17 protein-coding genes are annotated in these 20,421 nt (G+C 44.9%); 15 read left to right on the forward strand and 2 right to left on the reverse strand.

Annotated features, from left to right (window positions below):
- The first annotated feature begins 146 nt into the window (after positions 1 to 146).
- The 9 genes from JZ784_RS05580 (at position 147) to JZ784_RS05620 (ending at position 7,779) form a co-directional block, all read left to right on the forward strand.
- Positions 147 to 1,091, forward strand: coding sequence for a VOC family protein (locus JZ784_RS05580; protein ID WP_346314127.1), 945 nt, complete (start codon positions 147 to 149; stop codon positions 1,089 to 1,091).
- A 102-nt stretch (positions 1,092 to 1,193) separates the two neighbouring features.
- Positions 1,194 to 2,600 carry a Rieske 2Fe-2S domain-containing protein gene (locus JZ784_RS05585; protein ID WP_346314128.1) on the forward strand — a complete coding sequence of 469 codons (1,407 nt, stop codon included), beginning with the start codon at positions 1,194 to 1,196 and terminating at the stop codon, positions 2,598 to 2,600.
- Positions 2,601 to 3,098: an aromatic-ring-hydroxylating dioxygenase subunit beta gene (locus tag JZ784_RS05590; RefSeq protein WP_086212211.1), complete on the forward strand. Its 498-nt coding sequence runs from the start codon at positions 2,601 to 2,603 to the stop codon at positions 3,096 to 3,098. It abuts the gene before it with no gap.
- Positions 3,099 to 3,134: 36 nt separating this feature from the next.
- On the forward strand, positions 3,135 to 3,350 hold the full coding sequence (locus JZ784_RS05595) for a ferredoxin (protein WP_005009939.1): 216 nt from the start codon (positions 3,135 to 3,137) through the stop codon (positions 3,348 to 3,350).
- 11 nt (positions 3,351 to 3,361) lie between these two features.
- The gene (locus JZ784_RS05600) at positions 3,362 to 3,898 is read left to right on the forward strand and encodes a VOC family protein (protein ID WP_086212210.1); all 537 of its coding nucleotides are present in this window, start codon (positions 3,362 to 3,364) and stop codon (positions 3,896 to 3,898) included.
- Between the two features lie 164 nt (positions 3,899 to 4,062).
- Positions 4,063 to 4,857, forward strand: coding sequence for a fumarylacetoacetate hydrolase family protein (locus JZ784_RS05605; RefSeq protein ID WP_346314129.1), 795 nt, complete (start codon positions 4,063 to 4,065; stop codon positions 4,855 to 4,857).
- A gap of 10 nt (positions 4,858 to 4,867) precedes the next feature.
- Positions 4,868 to 5,836 (forward strand): acetaldehyde dehydrogenase (acetylating), encoded by a 969-nt coding sequence (locus JZ784_RS05610; protein ID WP_346314130.1) that lies wholly within the window; start codon positions 4,868 to 4,870, stop codon positions 5,834 to 5,836.
- 1 nt (position 5,837) lies between these two features.
- Entirely contained in the window at positions 5,838 to 6,866 is a 1,029-nt protein-coding gene (gene dmpG, locus JZ784_RS05615; protein ID WP_346314131.1) for a 4-hydroxy-2-oxovalerate aldolase, read from the forward strand.
- 91 nt (positions 6,867 to 6,957) lie between these two features.
- On the forward strand, positions 6,958 to 7,779 hold the full coding sequence (locus tag JZ784_RS05620; protein ID WP_346314132.1) for a DUF4116 domain-containing protein: 822 nt from the start codon (positions 6,958 to 6,960) through the stop codon (positions 7,777 to 7,779).
- Between the two features lie 80 nt (positions 7,780 to 7,859).
- Here the strand turns inward: JZ784_RS05620 and JZ784_RS05625 are convergent, their stop codons facing one another.
- The gene (locus tag JZ784_RS05625; protein WP_346314133.1) at positions 7,860 to 8,849 is read right to left on the reverse strand and encodes an ABC transporter substrate-binding protein; all 990 of its coding nucleotides are present in this window, start codon (positions 8,847 to 8,849) and stop codon (positions 7,860 to 7,862) included.
- A 3-nt stretch (positions 8,850 to 8,852) separates the two neighbouring features.
- The gene (locus JZ784_RS05630; RefSeq protein WP_005009924.1) at positions 8,853 to 9,440 is read right to left on the reverse strand and encodes an ANTAR domain-containing protein; all 588 of its coding nucleotides are present in this window, start codon (positions 9,438 to 9,440) and stop codon (positions 8,853 to 8,855) included.
- Positions 9,441 to 9,877: 437 nt separating this feature from the next.
- Between JZ784_RS05630 and JZ784_RS05635 the strand changes: the two genes are divergently transcribed.
- From JZ784_RS05635 to moaA, 6 genes are all read left to right on the forward strand, one after another.
- Positions 9,878 to 11,257 (forward strand): MFS transporter, encoded by a 1,380-nt coding sequence (locus tag JZ784_RS05635; protein WP_346314134.1) that lies wholly within the window; start codon positions 9,878 to 9,880, stop codon positions 11,255 to 11,257.
- Between the two features lie 47 nt (positions 11,258 to 11,304).
- Positions 11,305 to 13,851, forward strand: a complete 2,547-nt coding sequence (gene nirB / locus JZ784_RS05640; protein ID WP_346314135.1) for a nitrite reductase large subunit NirB — start codon at positions 11,305 to 11,307, stop codon at positions 13,849 to 13,851.
- 21 nt (positions 13,852 to 13,872) lie between these two features.
- Positions 13,873 to 15,501, forward strand: coding sequence for a nitrite reductase small subunit NirD (nirD, locus tag JZ784_RS05645; RefSeq protein WP_346314136.1), 1,629 nt, complete (start codon positions 13,873 to 13,875; stop codon positions 15,499 to 15,501).
- A gap of 225 nt (positions 15,502 to 15,726) precedes the next feature.
- Positions 15,727 to 18,519, forward strand: a complete 2,793-nt coding sequence (locus tag JZ784_RS05650; protein WP_346314137.1) for a molybdopterin-dependent oxidoreductase — start codon at positions 15,727 to 15,729, stop codon at positions 18,517 to 18,519.
- Positions 18,516 to 19,142: a molybdenum cofactor guanylyltransferase gene (locus tag JZ784_RS05655; protein WP_346314138.1), complete on the forward strand. Its 627-nt coding sequence runs from the start codon at positions 18,516 to 18,518 to the stop codon at positions 19,140 to 19,142. Before JZ784_RS05650 ends, JZ784_RS05655 begins: the two co-directional genes overlap by 4 nt.
- A 225-nt stretch (positions 19,143 to 19,367) precedes the next feature.
- Positions 19,368 to 20,420: a GTP 3',8-cyclase MoaA gene (gene moaA / locus JZ784_RS05660; RefSeq protein WP_346314139.1), complete on the forward strand. Its 1,053-nt coding sequence runs from the start codon at positions 19,368 to 19,370 to the stop codon at positions 20,418 to 20,420.
- Position 20,421 lies beyond the last annotated feature (1 nt).

Consider the following 20,421-nt stretch of genomic DNA (forward strand, 5'->3'; position numbering starts at 1 on the left):
ATTAGCACTATATCTACTATTGGATGTTCAGCCATTTGGACACAATGCTGAGCATCCGATAGCCGATGCATGATGCAATCAAGCGGCAACATAAAAAGATCAAAGTAATACGCGTATTCCTAGGAATGGAATACAGGAGTAATGGAATGAATATTATCGGGATTGATCAGCTGATTTACGGTGCAAATGATTTGGCCGCATCAGTGAAATTTATGCAGGACTTTGGCTTAACCGAAGTGCCGAACCAAGCCTTTGGACGTTATTTTGAAACCTTGAATGGTACGGGTATTTTGGCAGCTGAAGCTGACAATGAATCATTGCCAGCGAAACTGCCGTCGATGAGCCAGCTGCGCAAAATGGTCTATGGCGTGGCAGACCAAGCCACTTTAGACGCCATTCAAGCAGAACTCAGCACAGACCGTGAAGTCAAGGTACTGGACAACGGCGCTTTAGAGACTGTTGATGATTCAGGCATTACCATTGGTTTTCAAATCAGCATCCGCCGCGAATTGAATCTTCCAGCCGAAAAAATCAATGCACCAGGCGCAGCGCATGAGCGTGCCTTGAACGTGCTGGGTGTAGATCATTCTATTGAAATTCAGCCGCGCACCATTGCGCACGCTGCAGTATTTGTACCCGATGCTGCCAAAGCTGAAGCTTTCTATGTCAAGCGTTTGGGTTTCCGTGTCAGTGACCGTTTAGGCGGCGGGCCATTCCTGCGTTCTGGCGGCACAACAGACCACCACACCCTGTTTTTAATTCAAGCGCCTGAACATATTAAAGGTGTAGAACACATTTCATTTCATCTTTCAGGTCCAAGCGAACTGATGCTGGCAGGCCAGCGTTTCCAAAAAGCAGGGCATGAAAGCTTCTGGGGGCCGGGCCGTCACGGTTTAGGTTCGAACTGGTTCTGGTATTTTGACGGCCCGTTCGGCTGCCGTTTCGAATATGACGCCGATATGGATCAGCTGGATACCGACTGGGTGCCGCGTGAACTGCCATTGCATGAAGATAATGCGCAGGCTTATTTGCTCGAATTTAGAAAGCAAAACTGGGCGCCATTTAATGGCCCTGCGAAGAAAGCAGGCTAATCGGTTTATCTCAACATTTTAAGTATCAAGCGAATTTTACTGTCAGATTAGTTTTTTGATCTGACCGCCAGGCAGGCATAACAAAAATGGAAGGAGAGTCACATGTTCAAGTACATTCAAGTGACAGCAGGAAGTGATGAAGATTACGTAGACAATTTATGTGATCGCATTGAGGCAAGCATCAATAAAGGCTTTTTGCCCATTGATATCTTTAATGATGATGCGGTATTCCGTGCAGAAATGGAGCGTATTTATACCCGCAACTGGATTTTTATTGCACATGAAACTGAAATTCCAAATTCGGGTGACTATGTACTGCGCCGCTTAGGTTTAGATAAAGTCATTGTGACTCGTGACAGCGAAAATAAAATTAATGTTTTGCTGAATCATTGCCGTCACCGTGGTACAGAAGTATGTCATAACGATAAAGGCAATGCCTCTAGCTTCAAATGCCCATATCATGGCTGGGTGTATAAAAACAACGGTGACTGGATGGGCGCGCCGCACATGAAAGATGCTTACGGCGGCAAGCTGGACGCGAAAGAGTGGGGACTTCTTCGCGCAGCCAAAGTTGAAAGTATTTACGGTTTTATCTTTGCGTCGCTAAATGAAGATGTACCGCCATTGCGTGAATATTTAGGCGATACAGTTTGGGCTTTAGATGCTATTTTCGGTATTCATCCAGACGGTGTACGCTTGCTTAAAGAGCCTGAACGCTTCCAAGTCAAAGCAGACTGGAAAAGCGGTGCGGAAAACTTCTGCGGCGATGCTTACCACGTGAGCACAGCACATTTATCGGCAGCAAGTTCAGGCTTTATTCCAAGCGTGAACCAAGTGAGCACACATGCTTCGGGGTATGACTTTGGCAACGGCAACAGCTTCATTGGACATGATCTTTCTGGCATGGTGGGTATTCCATTGCCAAACTGGGGTTATCCGCCAGAATTGCAAGCCAATTTTGATCTTTCAAATTTAGATGAAGTTCAAATTAAAATGATCAAAGAAGTGCCGCCAACGATTGGCACGATTTTCCCGAACTTCAGCTATATGCGTCTGCCGCATCCGCCTGCACCGGGTGAAATGCCCATTCCATTTACCAATATCCGCATGTGGCAGCCGGTTGCGCCGGGTGTGATGGAGCTGTGGAATTACGAGTTTGAGTTCAGCTTTGTACCTGAAGCCTATGCAGAAAAAGCTTATGCAGCTGGGCAATATGCTTTCGGTTCAGGCGGTATTTTTGAAGCAGATGACACCGCAGTTTGGGAAGGTATAGCCAAAGGCGCGCAAAGCCCGTGGATGCGTAAAGAGCAAGTGAATTTGCACTATAGCCAAAAGCAATTGGGTAAAGATCCAGAGTGGAAAGGCCCAGGTGAATTCCATCCATCAATTTATGGCGAATACTGCCAAATTGGCTTCTGGCGCCGCTGGTTAAAAGAAATGCGTGAAGGCAAAAAAGCCAAAGTAACTTGCCTAGCGGATGAAAATGCGCAGCAAAAAGGAGTGGCATAAATGGATTTTACAACTCGCGAAACTGTACATAACTTTTTAGCGCAAGAAGCGCTATTGCTGGATGAGCGCCGTTTTGACGAATGGTTTGCGCTTTTGGACGATGAAATTGTCTACGAAGTGCCGCTGCGCATCAGCTCACTGCATTATAAAGACGAATTCCCAGGGAATGCGTACCGCATATTAGATACAAAGGCGCACATCAAAGTGCGTATTGACCGCATGGCGTCTGGTCAGGCTTGGGCGGAAGTGCCGCCGTCACGGACTTTACGTGTTATTGGCAGCGTGATGATAGAGCCGACTGAACAGGCAGATGTGGTGAATGTGCATAGCGCAACCATTATGTACCGCCAGCGCGGCCATGACGAGCAGGGCGATATCATTCCTTACCGCCGCGTGGATACTTTAAAAATCACTGAGCAAGGCGCGCGTTTGCTGAAGCGCAAAGCGGTATTGACTGAAGCGGTGCTGCGTACACCCAACCTTGGCGTATTTTTATAAAAAACAACATCGTATTTGATTTAAGGATGAAATCTCATGACACAGAAAATTGAAGTCATTTTAGACAGCAAACAATGCCAAGGTTACGGTATGTGCCTAATGTCTGAAGATATTTTTGAAATTCCGCAAGGCAGTCAAGTGGCTCAGCTCAAGCTGCATATGGTGGATTTAGACCGTGAAGATGAAATTAAAGAACTGGCCAGTGCTTGTCCAGCTCAAGCGATTAGTTTTCGCATTTTAGAAACGGCATAAGGAGCATTTAAATGTCACAAGTCAATGCAATGCTCAGCAAGCGTTTTGATCAAATCTGTTTTGTCGTAGAAGACTTGCAGCAGGCCATGGATTTTTTCAGTAAAACCAATGGCGTGGAAGTGTGGAACGTTGCGGAAGGTTTATCGCAAACGCAAAAGGAAAAAGAGTACTACGGCCAACCGGGTGACTTTCAGTTCAGCTGCGCTTATGGCTTTGCCGGCGAGACTTTAATTGAGCTGGCGCGCCATGATGGCGGTCAGAGTGTGTATAAAGACTGGCTGGATGATAAAGGCAAAGGCCCGCATCACATCGGCTTCCGCCAAAAAGATGCTGAAGAATATGCGCAGGCTGAACAGCATTACACCGATTTAGGCATCAAAAAAGCCATGGCCGGTTTTTTTGAAGGGCCATTTGGCAACTGCCGCTGGGCTTACTTTGACACTCGTGACCAAATTGGCTGTTTTACAGAGCTTTACTATGTAGATGGCGAATTAAACGACCGCATGGCAGAGCTGAAAAGCGGTAAAAACGTCAGCATTACCGACTAAAACTTTTTTATGATTCCAGCTGTCCTCAGCGGCTGGAATTTTTCAAATCTCAAACGCGGTCAAACTGCGGCAATAACCCAATCAATAATGAAATAAGCGTTAACTGCTTAGGGGTTCCCTTTGCCTAAATTTTGCCAAGCGCATAAAGAATAAGGATGATCACCATGCCACAAGCTGCGGAACATTTTGCACAGGCATTATTTGATGCCGAGCAATCCAGACAAGCCATAGCTCCGATCCGAGCAGAACTGGGCGAACACGCCACAGTAGATAATGCCTATGCGATTCAGGACATCAATACCGAACGCGCTTTAAACAGCGGCCGCCGTTTGGTGGGCCGAAAAATTGGCCTGACTTCAGTGGCTGTGCAGAAACAGCTGGGGGTGGATTCACCAGACTTCGGCATGCTGTTTGCCGACATGGCCTATGGTGACGGTGAAGCGATTGCGGCAGGCAAACTGATTCAGCCGAAGGTTGAGGCGGAAATTGCTTTGGTGCTCAAAGCCGATCTGACTCAAGCCCAGCATACTTATGCGGACATTATCAGTGCAACGGACTATGCCTTAGCGGCCATTGAAGTGGTGGATAGCCGTATTGAAAACTGGAAAATCTCACTGTTAGACACCGTGGCAGACAATGCTTCATCCGCTGCTTATGTACTGAGTTCACAGCCTGTTTCACTTGCAGATGTGGACTTGGTCAATTGCAAAATGCAAATGACGCGTGCGGGTGAAGTGGTATCAGAAGGTATAGGCAAAGCCTGCTTAGCCAATCCTTTAAATGCGGCAGTGTGGCTAGCAGATGAAATGGTCAAGCGCGGTCGTCCCTTGCAAAAAGGAGATTTTGTGCTGACAGGCGCTTTAGGGCCCATGGTGGTAGCAAATCCAGGCGATGAATTTCAGGTGCAGATTGACGGCTTTGGTTCCGTGACTGCTGTCTTTGCGCCGTTGAATATATAAGGAAAACAACATGTCAAAAATTAAAAGCGCCATCATTGGTTCGGGCAATATCGGCACGGATCTGATGATTAAAATCATGCGCAATGCCAAATATGTGGAAATGGGCGCGATGGTCGGTGTTGATCCAAACTCTGACGGCTTGGCCCGCGCAGCGCGTTTCGGCTTTGAAACCACCGCAGAAAGTGTGGAAGGTTTACTCAATTTACCTTGTTTTAAAGACATTAAAATTGTTTTTGATGCGACTTCTGCATGCGCGCATGCGCATCATAATGCGGTGCTGCAGCAGCATGGCATTCAGGTGATTGACCTAACGCCAGCAGCGATAGGCCCTTATGTTGTTCCAGTGGTGAATCTGGATGATCACATGGATGCGCCAAATATTAACATGGTAACTTGCGGCGGGCAGGCGACCATTCCGATGGTCAAAGCAGTTTCCCGAATTGCCAAAGTGCACTATGCAGAAATCATCGCCTCGATTGCCAGTAAATCCGCAGGGCCGGGGACACGCGCCAATATTGATGAATTTACCGAAACTACCTCTAAAGCCATAGAAGAAGTGGGCGGCGCACAAAAAGGCAAAGCCATCATCATTATGAATCCAGCAGAACCGCCTTTAATTATGCGCGACACAGTGTATTGCCTAGCAGAATTAGGGGCAGATCAAGAGGCAATCCGTCAATCGGTCAAAGACATGGCGGATGCTGTGCATGCCTATGTGCCGGGTTACCGCTTAAAGCAGGAAGTGCAATTTGAAGAGTTTGGTGCAGACCGTCCTTTGAATATTTCAGGCCTAGGCAAACTCACAGGCTTAAAAGTCTCGATCTTCCTTGAAGTAGAAGGCGCAGCGCATTATCTGCCAGCCTATGCCGGCAACTTAGACATTATGACCAGTGCAGCGCTGGCAGCAGCAGAATGCTTTGCTGAAACACAACTTAATCAAAAACTAAACTCAAATTCCATAACAGCAGAAGGAGCATAAAATGATTGATCCGCAGCGTAAAATTTATGTTTCTGATGTGACCTTGCGTGACGGCATGCATGCCATCCGCCATCAGTATTCTCTCGATCAAGTCCGTCAAATCGCGCGCGCTTTAGACGAGGCAGGTGTCGACAGTATTGAAGTAGCGCATGGTGACGGCCTGCAAGGTTCCAGCTTTAACTACGGCTTTGGCGCACATACCGATTTGGAGTGGATTGAAGCGGTAGCCAGTGAAGTCAAACATGCCAAAGTGGCGACATTGCTATTGCCGGGCATTGGCACCATTCATGATTTAAAAGCCGCTTATGATGCAGGCGCACGTGTGGTGCGTGTAGCAACGCACTGTACAGAAGCAGATGTGTCTAGGCAGCACATTGAATATGCGCGTGAACTGGGCATGGACACCGTTGGTTTCTTGATGATGAGCCATATGAACACGCCTGAAGGTTTGGCGCAGCAAGGCAAGCTGATGGAAAGCTATGGCGCAGAATGCATTTATGTGGTGGACTCAGGCGGCGCAATGAATATGTATGACATTGCCGACCGTTTCAAAGCCATGAAAGATGTGCTCAAACCAGAAACTGAAACGGGCATGCATGCGCACCACAACTTGAGTCTAGGCGTAGCCAACAGCATTGTCGCGCTTGAGCATGGCTGCAACCGTATTGATGCAAGTCTTACAGGCATGGGTGCAGGCGCAGGCAATGCACCGCTGGAAGTGTTTATTGCTGCCGTACAGCGTATGGGCTTGAACCATGGCTGTGATGTGAAAAAGTTGATTGATGCTGCCGAAGATATCGTCCGCCCATTGCAGGAACGGCCAGTCCGCGTAGACCGTGAAACCTTAGCGCTTGGTTATGCAGGTGTGTATTCCAGCTTCTTGCGTCATACCGAAACCGCTGCGCAGAAATACGGCCTATCGGCATTCGATATATTGGTAGAGCTGGGTAAACGCCGCATGGTCGGCGGTCAGGAAGACATGATTGTAGATGTCGCACTGAATATGCTGAAAGAGAAGCCGTCAGCATAATAAGCTAGCAGAGGTGCTTTTGCATCTCTGCCTTTTTATGGCTGAAAGACATCTTATTCAGAGAAATATCATTGAAAAAAGCGGTGTTGAAATGGAATTACGTGCGCTTTATTACCCATCGAATGAAAGCAATTTTGAAGCGGTACGAGAAAACGGCTTATATCTGCAATATATTGAAAAACAGACTGAAGTACTGTGTTTAGCTGCGGTGAGTCAGAATCCGCGGGCAATTAAATTCGTCAAAAAGCCAACTCCTGAAATTTGCTTACTGGCCGTGAAACAAAATGGCGATTTGCTGCAATACATCCGTGACCCCTCTGCAGAAATTATTCTGCAGGCTGTAAAAAATGAAGGCTTGGCATTGAAGCATGTACTGTTTCCAAATGCTGAAATCTGCCTGACGGCCGTAAAGCAAAATGGTTTTGCTTTACAATATGTCAAAAATCAAAGCCTGGAAATTTGTGATGCGGCCGTACGGGCTCATCCGCTTGCCATAAAATATGTGAAGCAGCAAACCAGTGAATTATGTGTGAAAGCCATTAAGAAAAATGGGTTGGCAATCCAAAATATTAAAGCACCAAATGAGGTTATGAAAATGATTGCCGTAGAACTGAATCCTATGGTGATTCAATTTATTGAGCAGCCCAGCAAAGCCTTGTGCAGCTTAGCCGTGCAGATTCGGCCTTATGCCATTCAATATCTGAAACATGCAGATGAAGCGTTTTGGCTGGAAGCCATCATGCATAAACCCAATGTTATTCAGTTTTTGGATTATTATTCTGAAACATTGCTGCAAACGGCATTGCGGACAAATCCACTGAGCTTTAAATATATTCCGCACAGGTTTAAAACGCAAAGCATCTGCGCACTGGCTTTACAGCTCGATGAGAAGAATAAAAGGTATTTGCCTTAAAATGAAAAGGGCTGAAGATGATCATGCCGCCTTTATTCAGCATTCAGCCCTTCACTTGGTAAATCTGATTTTACGCAGCGCTAAATCATATTACCTGTACATTGCGCTGCAATTATTTTGATCTGATCAGACCCAAGCTCCAAGTCATCCCATTTGCGCATTTGCTGCATAATCCATTCAAAATCACTGGACTTTACGGCATCCTGCACACCAAATGAACGGATAATTTTCTGTATTTTATAAAATTTATCAACATGCACCCAAGGCGAACAGTTAAACCGGATAATGTCGCTGCATACCAGCATCTGCCACACGTCATCCAATGATTGCAGGGTTTGCAAATCCTGCTGCGCCAGCTGAATAGCGGTTTCAATAGCTTTTAAGGTATTTGGATGCTGTTTTGCCCACTCCTGAGTTGTGGCTAAAACTTTATCCGCCACTTCAGGAATAATTTCTTTACTGTCTGCAATAACTTGGCTGTAGCCTTGAATTTGCGCTTGAATATTCCAAGGTTCACCGACACAAAATCCATCAATCAACTGCGCAGAAATGGCATCGACCATATACGGCGGCGGCAGGGTAGCTAAATGATAATTTTTAGCCAGCTCTGCATCAGCTAAAGCCAGCCATTCGCGCAGGCAATAATGATGAATGGATTGCTTAAAGACATGCGCCAGCTGTATTTTTGCGCCACTGTTGACGGCTTCAGCAACTTTTTGTGCAGATTCTCTGGGCGTATCATGTTCAGAAATCTGCAGTTCATAACACCGTTTTTGACTTAGGCTGATAAAGGCTTTATTGGTGCTGAGCACTAAAGAGGTCTGCAATGGAATTCCTAACTGGTCATTGCCGGTTGCAGCCGCGGGAAGCATTGCAGACAGGCAATGCGCAGCGTCTAAAATTCCAAAGGCTAAGCGGTCGCGCAGGCTGGCCCAAGATGCTTCTTTAACTAAAGTGACATTCAGGCCTTGCGCTTTGAAATAGCCCTGATGCTGCGCCCAGAGAATTGCAGCACAGTCCAGTAAAGGAATATATCCTAATTGAATGTCGGTTTTCTCCAGCGTATTCATGCGTTATTCCTTAAATTGTGACTGCAGCAGGGCTTGGGCATCAATCAGCCGCCTGGCCATTTCACCCATAGTCATGCGGTGGCTCATCGCATTTTTTCTTAATAAGGTAAAGGCTTGCTCTTCTTCAATTTTATGCATCTGCATCAGCAGCACTTTGGCTTTTTCAATATCTTTGCGGTCTGCCAATTTGCATTTAGTTTCATTAAGATCTTTGAGAAGTTTTTTATGCTTTTTAAATTGCTCAATTGAAATTTCTAAAATGCTTTCCAGTTTCTCTGGGTCTATACCATCCACGATATAGGCAGTGACACCCGCTTCTATGGCGTTTTTAATGGTGTCTTTATGCGAATTTTTGGTAAACAGCACTGTCGGGAGATCAAACTGGCTGACGCAGCTTTCAATAATATCGCGATGCGGATGATCCATATCCAACAAAATGACATCTGCATGCAGCTGCTGCAGATCGGTACTGTTTAAATGATCGATTAACAGGCAGGCTGTAACCTCGAAGCCATGCTCGATTAATGATTCTTTTATAAAAGAAGCCCGTTCAATATCATCATCGATTAAGGCGATTTTTAGTTTTGGCATGCAAAGACTCAGGTCTATCCTGACATATACTATGCGCATGCAAGCAATTTAGATGCCAACTTACAATCATAGATACAGTCACTTTAAGGGCTGTACTGAGCGTGTTTTCATCTCATTGCACCATCTTGATGCGTCTTGCATCGTTGCTATGCAGTTTTCAAACAAAACAGGCCGCGCAGCAGAAAAAAAGCTGCAGATCTGATGTTTCCCATCTCTTTAGGCAGGGAAATTCATTAAAACTGTACTTTAAAATACTGCAAAACTAAAAAAATCCATTAATTTTTAAAAGTTGGCATGAACAATGCTTTATTACCAGCAAGTCAAAGAAGACTTACAAAATTTGAAAGGCGGCCAACGACGTCCGTTCTGATCGGCTCTGATATGCATTAGCGGCATAGCAGAGTACTACATGCGTTCAGTTCAGTCAGGAGAAGGTTATGTCTTCAAATTTAAATGCTAATAAAGCGACAAAAATAAGTCTATTTAATTTTACTTCAGCAGCAATGCGGGCCTTCCACATGAGTTGGCTCGCATTTTTTGTCTGCTTCTTCGCTTGGTTTGCCTGCGCACCATTAATGCCGGTCATTGCAGGTGAGTTTCATTTAACCAAAGATCAAATCGCCAACATTAACATTGCCGCAGTGGCAATCACCATTATCGTCCGGCTGATCGTCGGCCCTTTGTGTGACAAATACGGTCCGCGTAAAACCTATACGGCATTATTGATCATTGGCGCAATTCCTGTTTTTGGCGTAGCGTCTGCCAACAGTTATGAATCCTTCTTATTCTTCCGTTTATTGATTGGCGCAATCGGCGCAAGCTTTGTCATCACGCAATATCATACCAGCATCATGTTTGCACCGAATGTGGTTGGTACTGCCAATGCAACCACAGCAGGCTGGGGAAATGCAGGCGGCGGCGCAACTCAAGCCTTAATGCCTTTATTGCTGGGCGCGATCGTCATGTTTGGTGTTGAAAAAACACTGGGGTGGAGAATTGCTTTGCTGGTTCCCGGCATCATGATGATCATCGTGGGCTGCATGTACTGGAAATTTACCCAAGATGCGCCGCAAGGCAACTTTAAAGAGCTTCGTGCACAGGGTATATCCGTAGGTTCAGATAAAAAAGGCGGCATGGCGATTTTAATGACTGCAGCGCGCAACTACCGGGTATGGATCTTGTTCGGCGCTTATGCAGCATGTTTCGGGATTGAAATCTTCATTCATAACATTATTGCAATGTACTACGTCGACCACTTCAATTTCGGTTTAAAAGAAGCGGGAATGGCAGCAGGGATCTTCGGCTTATTGGCGCTGTTTGCCCGCGCCTTGGGCGGCATTGTGTCAGATAAAGTCGCAACTAAAAAAGGCTTGGATGGCCGTACAAAAGTTTTGTTCCTTATGATCTTAATGGAAGGCTTCTTCCTGATCGTATTCTCGCAAATGAATGCGCCGATGTATGCCATTCTCGCAATGACTGTCTTTGCACTGTTTACTCACATGGCATGCGGTGCGACTTATGCATTGGTTCCGTTCATTGACCGTGACGCTTTAGGCGGTGTGGCAGGCATTATCGGTGCAGGCGGTAACGTCGGCGCGGTAGCAGCGGGTTTCCTTCTCAAGGGGATGCTGGATATTCAAACCACATTGATGATTTTAGGCGGCTTGGTGGTGATTGCAGCGAGTTTCGTCCTGATGATCCGCTTCTCAGTAGAGCATAAAGAGAAAGAACAAAAACTGTATGAAGAAGCCGTTCAAGAGCGTCACCGCCTTGAGCAAGGAGCAGCCGCCAGCGTTCAACACAACAACATCGCATAAGCCATTATTTGAAAGATAAGCAAAATATAAGATTGAGGAGATTTGCAATGAAATTAGTCATGATTGGTCATGGTATGGTCGGCCACAAATTCATTGAATCAGTTTTGGAACATGCAGGCGATGAGGTTGAAATCACGATTTTGGCAGAAGAACCTCGTCTTGCTTACGACCGTGTGCATTTAACAGAATATTTCACAGGTAAATCGGCAAAAGACTTAACGCTATGCCGCACAGACTTTGCCGATGCTTACGGAATCGATCTGCGTCTCAGCACCAAAGCCATCGAAATTGATACAGTGAATAAATTGATCACCACCAATCATGGCGAAGTCATTGCATACGATAAATTGGTTCTCGCGACAGGTTCGTATGCTTTTGTTCCGCCAATTCCGGGCAATGACCGTCAAAACTGCTTTGTTTACCGCACTATTGAAGACTTGGATGCAATCCGTGCCGCCAGTTTAAATGCCAAAACCGGTGTGGTGATTGGCGGCGGTTTGCTGGGGCTGGAAGCTGCAAAAGCATTACGAGATTTAGATTTGGAAACGCATGTAGTGGAGTTTGCGCCACGTTTAATGGCTGTTCAAATTGATGATTTGGGCGGTAAGGTTTTACGCTCTAAAATTGAAAATCTAGGGGTGAAAGTCCATACCCAAAAAGCAACATCATGTATTGAAGATGGCGTGAATGCCACACATGTGATGAAGTTTGGGGATGGTTCTGAACTTGAAACCGATATTGTTCTATTTTCTGCTGGGATTCGTCCGCGCGATGAATTGGCGCGTCAAAGCGGTTTAGCCATTGGAGAGCGTGGCGGTATTGCGATCAATGATTATTGCCAAACCTCTGATGCCGACATTTATGCGATTGGTGAATGTGCATTATGGCAAAATAAAATTTACGGTTTAGTGGCACCAGGTTATGACATGGCGCGTATTGCAGCTAAACATGTCCTTGAGCAAAGCTGTACTGAGTTTTCTGGTGCAGACATGAGCACCAAGTTGAAACTTATGGGTGTCGATGTGGCATCAGTCGGTGATGCGCATGCGATGACACCTAATTCTTTGAGTTATTTCTTTGCTGATGAAGATGCCATGATCTATAAAAAGATCGTGGTGAATGCGGAAAAAACCAAATTGCTTGGCGCAGTCTTGGTGGGGTGTGCCAAAGAGTACAACGACTTATTGCAAATGATGCTGAATGGATTGGACGTTCCAGAGAATCCTGAAAGCCTCATCATGCCAGGCTTTGCACAATCAGGTGCAAAATCGGGCGGCAGTGGTGTGGATTTGCTTCCTGACAGTGCAACGATTTGTTCATGCAACAACGTGTCTAAAGCCGATATTTGTTCGGCAATTCAAGAGGGTTCAACTTCCCTCGGCGCCCTGAAAAAATGCACCAAAGCGGCAACGGCCTGTGGCGGTTGCGCTGCATTGGTCACGCAAGTGCTCAAATCTGAATTGCAGCGTCAAGGGGTGACAGTCAATAACCATATTTGCGAGCACTTTGCGTACTCACGCCAAGAGCTGTACCACTTGGTTCGTGTGAATGAAATCAAAACTTTTGATGATCTGATTCAACAGCATGGTCATGGCTTAGGCTGTGATATCTGTAAACCGACAGCTGCCAATATTTTGGCATCGTGCTGGAATGACTTTGTACTAAAACCAAGTCATGCAGGCTTACAAGACAGTAATGATTACTATCTGGGCAATATTCAAAAAGATGGCACTTATTCCGTCGTACCGCGTATGGCAGGCGGTGAAGTCACACCAGACGGCTTGATTGCTGTCGGTCAAATTGCCAAAGAGTATGGTTTGTACACAAAACTGACAGGTGGACAGCGAGTTGATATGTTTGGTGCGCAACTGCATCAGCTTCCTGAAATTTGGGAAAAACTGATCAATGCCGGTTTTGAGTCAGGACATGCTTATGGTAAATCATTACGTACGGTGAAATCATGCGTCGGCAGCACTTGGTGCCGTTATGGTGTTGATGATTCAGTGGGTTTAGCCATTTTCCTTGAGAACCGTTACAAAGGCCTGCGTTCGCCGCATAAATTGAAAATGGCAGTCTCAGGCTGTACCCGTGAATGTGCAGAAGCGCAAAGTAAAGATGTCGGCGTGATTGCAACAGAAAAAGGCTGGAACTTATATGTGTGCGGTAATGGCGGGATGAAGCCGCGCCATGCAGAGCTTCTTGCTTCTGACTTAGATACGCAAACCTTGATCAAATATATCGACCGTTTCTTTATGTTCTATATCCAAACGGCAGACCGTTTACAGCGGACTTCGGTATGGCGTGACAACATGGAAGGCGGCTTAGATTATCTCAAAGACGTTGTTGTGCATGATTCTTTAGGTGTAGCTGAAGAACTTGAGCGCCGTATGAGCCATGTGGTTGGAACCTATCAAGATGAATGGCGTACAGCAGTTGAAGATCCTGAAGTGCGTAAACGCTTCGTGACCTTTATCAATGAAAAAGCTGAAAAACAACAAGATCCGCATATCCAATTTGCAGAAGTTCGTGGACAAATTCGTCCAAAAACCGAAGTTGAACGTGATCTGACACGTATCCCTGTAGTTGAGGCTTAAAGAGAATAAAGGAGAATGGATATGACAATTTTAAAAGAAATGAATAATTTAGAATGGGTTGATATTTGTAGTTTGGATGACATTACTGCAAATACAGGAGTCGGTGCATTGCTCGGTGAGCAACAAATTGCGATTTTCCGTGTCGGTTCAGAAAAACGAGTGTATGCGCTGAGCAACCAAGACCCGTTTAGCAAAGCTTTTGTGATGTCACGTGGCATTATCGGAGATTTACAAGGCGAACGTGTAGTTGCGTCTCCAATTTATAAGCAGCATTTCAGCTTGGCGACAGGGCGTTGTTTAGAAGATAAAGACCAAAAGCTTTTGGTTTTCCCAAGCAAAATTGAAAATGGTCGCGTTTTTATAAGCCCGACACCGCAAAAAACTTATATTACCAATAATGCGCCATCTGCTGAAAAGATGAAGTTGGTTTTAGTGGGTAATGGTCTAGCAGGGATGCGTTGTTTAGAAGACTTATTGGACATGGCGCCTGATCGTTATGACGTTACGGTGATTGGTGAAGAGCCATGGGGCAACTACAACCGTATCATGCTTTCGCCAGTCCTGTCAGGTGATAAAACCATTGAAGACATTATGCTGCATCCGCATGCATGGTATGCCGATAAAAATATTCGCTTTATTGCAGGCGATGCAGCTGTGCGTATTGACCGTCCACGTAAGCAAGTTTATACAAAAAAAGGCTTAATGGTGGATTATGACCGCCTCATTTTGGCGACAGGTTCTAAACCGTTTATTCCACCTGTCAATGGGGCAAATCTCGACGGTGTCATTAGCTTCCGTGATATTTATGATGTCAATAAAATGCTGGATTACTGCAAAGCCAAGCAAAATGCTGTAGTGATTGGTGGTGGACTATTGGGTTTAGAAGCTGCTTATGGTTTAAAACAACGTGGTATGAATGTCACCGTATTGCATTTGATGGATCGCATCATGGAGCGTCAGTTGGATGCCAAAGCCAGCCAAATGCTGCGTCATAGTATTGAGCAAAAAGGTATTTCAATTATCACTGAAGCCAATACCGAAGCTTTGCTTGCAGATGACAATGGGCATGTTAAACAAGTTCGCTTGAAAGATGGCACAGTATTAGATGCAGATCTCGTGGTTTTTGCCGTAGGTATTCGCCCAAATATGGCATTGGCACAAAGTGCCGGTTTACGCTGTAACCGTGGTGTGTTGGTCAATGACACGATGCAAACCTATGATCCAAGTATTTATGCCGTGGGTGAATGTATTGAACATCGTAACCAAACCTTTGGATTGGTAGAGCCATTGTGGGGACAAGCCTTTATTTGCGCATCGCACTTGGCCGAGCACGGCAGTTTAACTTTCAAAGCGCCTACTGTACCTACACAATTAAAAGTCAGTGGTTGTGATGTGTTCTCAGCAGGGCGTATTGATCTTGAAAAGAGTTCGCCTGAAGAGGATTTTGAGGACATCGTGTTGAATGATGAAAAACGTCAGATTTATAAAAGAATTATTATTCAAAAAGATAAAGTCGTTGGTGCGGTGTTGTTTGGCGACACTGAGGATGGTGTTTGGTATGCAGAATTGATTTCTGATCAGACTGCAATTGGCAGTATTCGTAATAAATTGCTCTTTGGTAAGGATTTTGCTTTAAAGAAAGCAGGGTGAGGAAATCTTTATTTTTTAGGTAAATCCCACCCAACCTCCCTTTGGAAAAGGGAGGAGCTCTATTCCCTTCTTTTTAAAGAGAGGAATATCCTCATCCTAAAATAATTTAGGTATTGAAGTTCCCTCCTTTCTCAAAGGAGGATTAAAAGTTTATGGCATTTAATCAATATTATTGAAAATTAGAGCAACACCTCGTTAGATTTGGAATAAGGAGCACAGCAGACAATGAATAGTATCCCTGTAATGGAACTGCACAGCTCCACAGAAAATAAAGTCAAAGTGACTCAAACCACCTGTCCTTACTGTGGTGTAGGTTGTGGTGTCACTGCAACAGTAGAAGAAACTGTACTCGGGCAAAAAGTAACAGTAGTTGGTGATGTCAATCATCCATCAAACTTTGGAAAACTCTGCATTAAAGGCAGTAATTTAGCCGATACCTTGGGCCTAGAAACCCGTGTTTTGCAGCCGATGCTGGGGCGTAAAATACAAGCACAAAATACTCGCCAAGCAACAGATTGGGATACTGCAACTGATCTCATCGCCAATAAATTTCAACAATGTATCGATACATATGGTCGTGACAGCATTGCCTTTTATGTCTCAGGGCAATTATTGACTGAAGATTATTATGTGGTGAATAAATTCGTCAAAGGCTACTTAGGCACTGCTAATATCGACACCAATTCAAGACTGTGCATGTCTTCTGCGGTCGCAGCGCATAAACGTGCCTTTGGGGAAGACCTCGTTCCTGCTAGTTATAATGATTTTGAACACACTGACATGGTGGTCTTGGTTGGTTCAAATACCGCTTGGTGTCATCCTGTGCTGTATCAACGCATTATGAAAGCCAGAGAAGAAAGAGATCTATTCGTTGTGGTGATTGACCCGCGTTTTACAGTAACCTGTGAAGCTGCCGATTTGCATTTGCCGATTTTAATTGGACAAGATGTCTCATTATTCAATGGCTTATTGCAATATTTATATCAACATGGTCATGCCGACCAAGCTTTTGTTCAGAGTCATACCCAAGGTTTGGATGCTTTATTAGAAAGTTCTCAGCCTGAATCAGACATTGAAGCAGTTGCTGCGAAAACAGGTATTTCGCTGGAAAAACTGCACCTTTTCTTTGAGAAATTTGTCCAAACTGAAAAGGTGATGACACTATTTTCTATGGGGGTGAATCAGTCCTCTCGTGGTGTGGATAAAGCCAATAGCATTATCAATGCTCATCTCCTCACAGGGAAAATTGGTAAATTGGGTGCTGCGCCATTTTCCATGACTGGACAACCCAATGCCATGGGCGGACGTGAAGTCGGCGGTTTAGCCAATATGCTGGCTGCGCATATGGATTTGGATAATCCTAAACATCAACAACTCGTGCAAAGTTTTTGGAACAGCCCAACCATTGCCACACAAGCTGGTCTAAAAGCGGTTGATCTTTTTGAAGCAGTTGAAAGTGGCAAGATTAAAGCCATTTGGATTATGGCAACCAATCCTGTGGTGAGTTTGCCCAATGCAGATCAAGTCAAACGGGCTTTAGACGCATGTGAATTTGTCGTGGTTTCAGATATTTGCAAGGATACCGACACCACGCAATATGCCGATGTGCTATTGCCTGCGCTCGGTTGGGGTGAAAAAGACGGTACGGTAACCAATTCAGAACGCCGTATTTCAAGACAGCGTGCTTTTTTAGCCGAACCTGAACTGGCCAAAGCCGATTGGTGGGCGGTATCTCAAGTCGCGAAAAAGCTTGGTTTTAGCGGTTTTGAGTTTGAAAGTAGCCATGATATTTTCAAGGAACATGCGCAGCTCTCTGCTTTCCAAAATGCAGACATTTCAAAGCGTTCTGAAGTGGAAAACTTCCGCTATTTCAATCTCAGTGGTTTAACTGATCTTTCACCGTCTGAATATCACGAGCTTGAGCCTGTGCAATGGCCACTCATTCAAAAAGGGCAAAGTGAAAGGGCTTATGCGCAACTGTTTGCACAAGGGCAGTTTAGCCATGCTGATGCTAAGGCAAAATTCATTGCAACGACGGCAATAGATCCTGTGCATCCAACTGATCGTGAATATCCTCTTATTCTCAATACAGGGCGGATTCGTGATCAGTGGCATACCATGACACGTACAGGCTTATCGGTCAATTTAAGTACGCATAAAGCTGAACCATATTGCGAAATTCATCCCAATGATGCCTTGAAATATGGTTTAAAAGACGGCGAATTAGTTGAGGTTAAATCCGCATGGGGCAACTGCGTACTGCGTGCCACGGTCAGTGACAATATCCGCCGTGGACAGATTTTTGCACCGATTCACTGGAGTGATCAATTCGCATCAGATGCTCGGATTGGTAAAGTGGTCAATCCTGTGGTGGACGCAATTTCAGGCGAACCTGAATTTAAACATACCCCTGTGATGATTCATCCTTTTTATACCCAATGGCAGGGGGTGCTCTATGTGCGTGAAGGCTTTGAGCATATCGTCAAAAAACCGATTGAAAATACCGTGTGGTGGACGAAAATTCAAACCGCCAAAGCGGTGCGCTATGAGTTGGCAGACCGCCGCCGTTTTACGCAAACCACAGAGCACTTAAAAGAACTGTTACCTTTTGAAGATGAGAGTTTTGAATGGCTCAATCTTGAAGATCAAACTGCGCATATCAGCCATAGTGTGGTATTGCAGAATGGCCAATTGATTGCGAGTTTGTATATTGCCCCGAAAACTTTCTTGCCTGATCGTGATTGGGTAGCCAGTCTGTTTAAACGTGAACGATTGAGTGCCATGCACCGAAAAGCGTTGCTTGCCGGACAAGCGATGTCGATTGGTAATAGTGAAGGGCCTTTAGTGTGTAGCTGTTTCAAAGTGGGTAAAAATCGAATTGTTGAAACTATTAAAGAAAAAAATATCAGCAATGAAAAACAAGTCACGGCCTGTTTAAAAGCGGGCGGAAATTGCGGTTCATGTTTACCTGAAATTCGTGGTTTGATCAAAGCATGTCAAGCGGAGGCTATTGAATGAAAAGAACAATATTCAAACCTGTGACTTACCCAGAAACCGAAGTCGTGATTTTGGCGGGCGGCCAGGCGCGCCGTATGAATGGCATCAATAAATTGCTGCAAAAATTTGATGATAAAATTCAACTGATTAAAATTCACCAGCAGTTAAAATCACGCGCAACCAAGGTATGGGTCAACAGCCATCGAGATCATTCTATTTATGAGCGGCTGATTCCGTCGATTGGCTTTTTTGAAGATGAGGCTACAGGCTTTCAAGGGCCGCTGATGGGAATGAAAAGTGCGTGGGCGCATGTGCAATCGGATTATGTGCTGTTCGTACCCTGTGATGTGACCTTTATTCCTAAAAAGGTATTTTCACGGCTGCATCAGGCCATGCAGCAAGACCCCAACTGCGGTGTTGCTATTGTTGAAATCAATGACCGTGCGCTGTATCCATTTTGCTTGTTAAAACGGAGCAGCTTGCCGACATTAATTCAGCACCTTGAGCAAAATCAGCGCAGTTTAAGGCAGTGTTTTGCAGATTTGCACCCGCAAGTGGCACGTTTTAAAAATAATGCACTGTTTTTTCACAGCATTAACTCTTTAGATGAACTGCAGCAGCACAAACAGCTTCAGCTGCTTTGAATTCCACTGGCCTAAAAATGGAATTCACTCGCACAGCGTATCTGAATAGAGTTTATGCATTAAAAAATCACAATAATTTAGAAGATTTAAAAAAATATATAAAAGGCGTGAAAGATGCGCAAAGTTGGAACATTTTTTGCAATTTATTGATCATCGAATCGTACATTTTGTACTTAGGCAGTTTCATAATGCGCAAAGACAGCGCAGAAGCTATGGACCATTGACATGAACAGCATGACAACTTTACAGCGAGCTAATCTGTTCCCGGCTTTTCAAGATCAGTTTGGGCGGGCAAAGCGCAAACTGCGCATTTCCGTGACAGACCGCTGTAACTTTAAATGTGTTTACTGTATGCCTGAGCATCCGGAATGGATGAAAAAACATGATTTATTGAGTTTTGAAGAACTTTTCATTTTTTGTGAATTTATGGTGAAACACGGCATTGAGCAAATCCGCATAACTGGCGGTGAGCCATTAATGCGCCGCGGTGTCGTGCATTTTGTTGCGCAATTGCAGGTTTTGCGCGCTTATGGCTTAAAGCGGATCTCCATGACCACCAACGGGCATTATCTAAAACAATACGCCAGTGCCTTAAAGCAGGCAGGCTTGGATGATGTAAATATCAGCCTAGACAGTTTAGACCCAGTGCAGTTTTTTGAGCTGACCAAGAAACATTTAGAGCCCGTTTTAGAAGGCATTCAAGCGGCTCAGCAGGCCGGTTTAAAAATTAAAATCAATGCCGTTCTCATCAAAGGCTTCAATGAAAAGCAAATTTTGCCCTTAAGTTCTTGGGCAAAAACCTCAAATGTGGAGCTGCGGTTTATTGAGTTTATGCCTTTGGACGGCGATCAAAATTGGACGAAAGACAGCATTGTAAGTGAACAAGAAATATTGGATGAGCTGGCTTCAGTTTTTGAAGTGAATACCCTGCAAGTGCAAGGGGCTCATCCAGCGCGTACATATACGGTTGACGGCATGCCCATAGGCATCATTTCAACCATTACCAATTCATTTTGCGGAACCTGTGACCGCTTGCGCTTAAATGCGCAGGGTGAGTTTTTTAATTGCTTATTTTCAACTCAAGGCATGCCGCTAAAACGGCATATCCAACAGCTGATGAAAGGAGGCATTCACTCAGATACTGAGCTGAAAATAGTATTGAACAGCTATATTTGGTCCAAAGAACGAGGCTTTCATGCCATTCAGGAAAAGCAAAACAGCCATCAAAACCTGAGCCAAAATTCCAGAAAAATCAGCATGCATATGATCGGAGGTTAAG

The sequence above is a fragment of the Acinetobacter sp. CWB-B33 genome (genome assembly GCF_039655955.1).
Lineage (GTDB): Bacteria > Pseudomonadota > Gammaproteobacteria > Pseudomonadales > Moraxellaceae > Acinetobacter > Acinetobacter bouvetii.

Coding starts and splice junctions, on each gene's coding strand:
- JZ784_RS05595 (WP_005009939.1), top strand. CDS start 3,135: ATGACACAGAAAATTGAAGTCATTTTAGACAGCAAACAATGCCAAGGT.
- JZ784_RS05580 (WP_346314127.1), top strand. CDS start 147: ATGAATATTATCGGGATTGATCAGCTGATTTACGGTGCAAATGATTTG.
- JZ784_RS05610 (WP_346314130.1), top strand. CDS start 4,868: ATGTCAAAAATTAAAAGCGCCATCATTGGTTCGGGCAATATCGGCACG.
- moaA (WP_346314139.1), top strand. CDS start 19,368: ATGAACAGCATGACAACTTTACAGCGAGCTAATCTGTTCCCGGCTTTT.
- JZ784_RS05600 (WP_086212210.1), top strand. CDS start 3,362: ATGTCACAAGTCAATGCAATGCTCAGCAAGCGTTTTGATCAAATCTGT.
- nirB (WP_346314135.1), top strand. CDS start 11,305: ATGAAATTAGTCATGATTGGTCATGGTATGGTCGGCCACAAATTCATT.
- JZ784_RS05625 (WP_346314133.1), bottom strand. CDS start 8,849: ATGAATACGCTGGAGAAAACCGACATTCAATTAGGATATATTCCTTTA.
- nirD (WP_346314136.1), top strand. CDS start 13,873: ATGACAATTTTAAAAGAAATGAATAATTTAGAATGGGTTGATATTTGT.
- JZ784_RS05655 (WP_346314138.1), top strand. CDS start 18,516: ATGAAAAGAACAATATTCAAACCTGTGACTTACCCAGAAACCGAAGTC.
- JZ784_RS05630 (WP_005009924.1), bottom strand. CDS start 9,440: ATGCCAAAACTAAAAATCGCCTTAATCGATGATGATATTGAACGGGCT.
- JZ784_RS05605 (WP_346314129.1), top strand. CDS start 4,063: ATGCCACAAGCTGCGGAACATTTTGCACAGGCATTATTTGATGCCGAG.
- JZ784_RS05585 (WP_346314128.1), top strand. CDS start 1,194: ATGTTCAAGTACATTCAAGTGACAGCAGGAAGTGATGAAGATTACGTA.
- JZ784_RS05650 (WP_346314137.1), top strand. CDS start 15,727: ATGAATAGTATCCCTGTAATGGAACTGCACAGCTCCACAGAAAATAAA.
- JZ784_RS05590 (WP_086212211.1), top strand. CDS start 2,601: ATGGATTTTACAACTCGCGAAACTGTACATAACTTTTTAGCGCAAGAA.
- JZ784_RS05635 (WP_346314134.1), top strand. CDS start 9,878: ATGTCTTCAAATTTAAATGCTAATAAAGCGACAAAAATAAGTCTATTT.
- dmpG (WP_346314131.1), top strand. CDS start 5,838: ATGATTGATCCGCAGCGTAAAATTTATGTTTCTGATGTGACCTTGCGT.
- JZ784_RS05620 (WP_346314132.1), top strand. CDS start 6,958: ATGGAATTACGTGCGCTTTATTACCCATCGAATGAAAGCAATTTTGAA.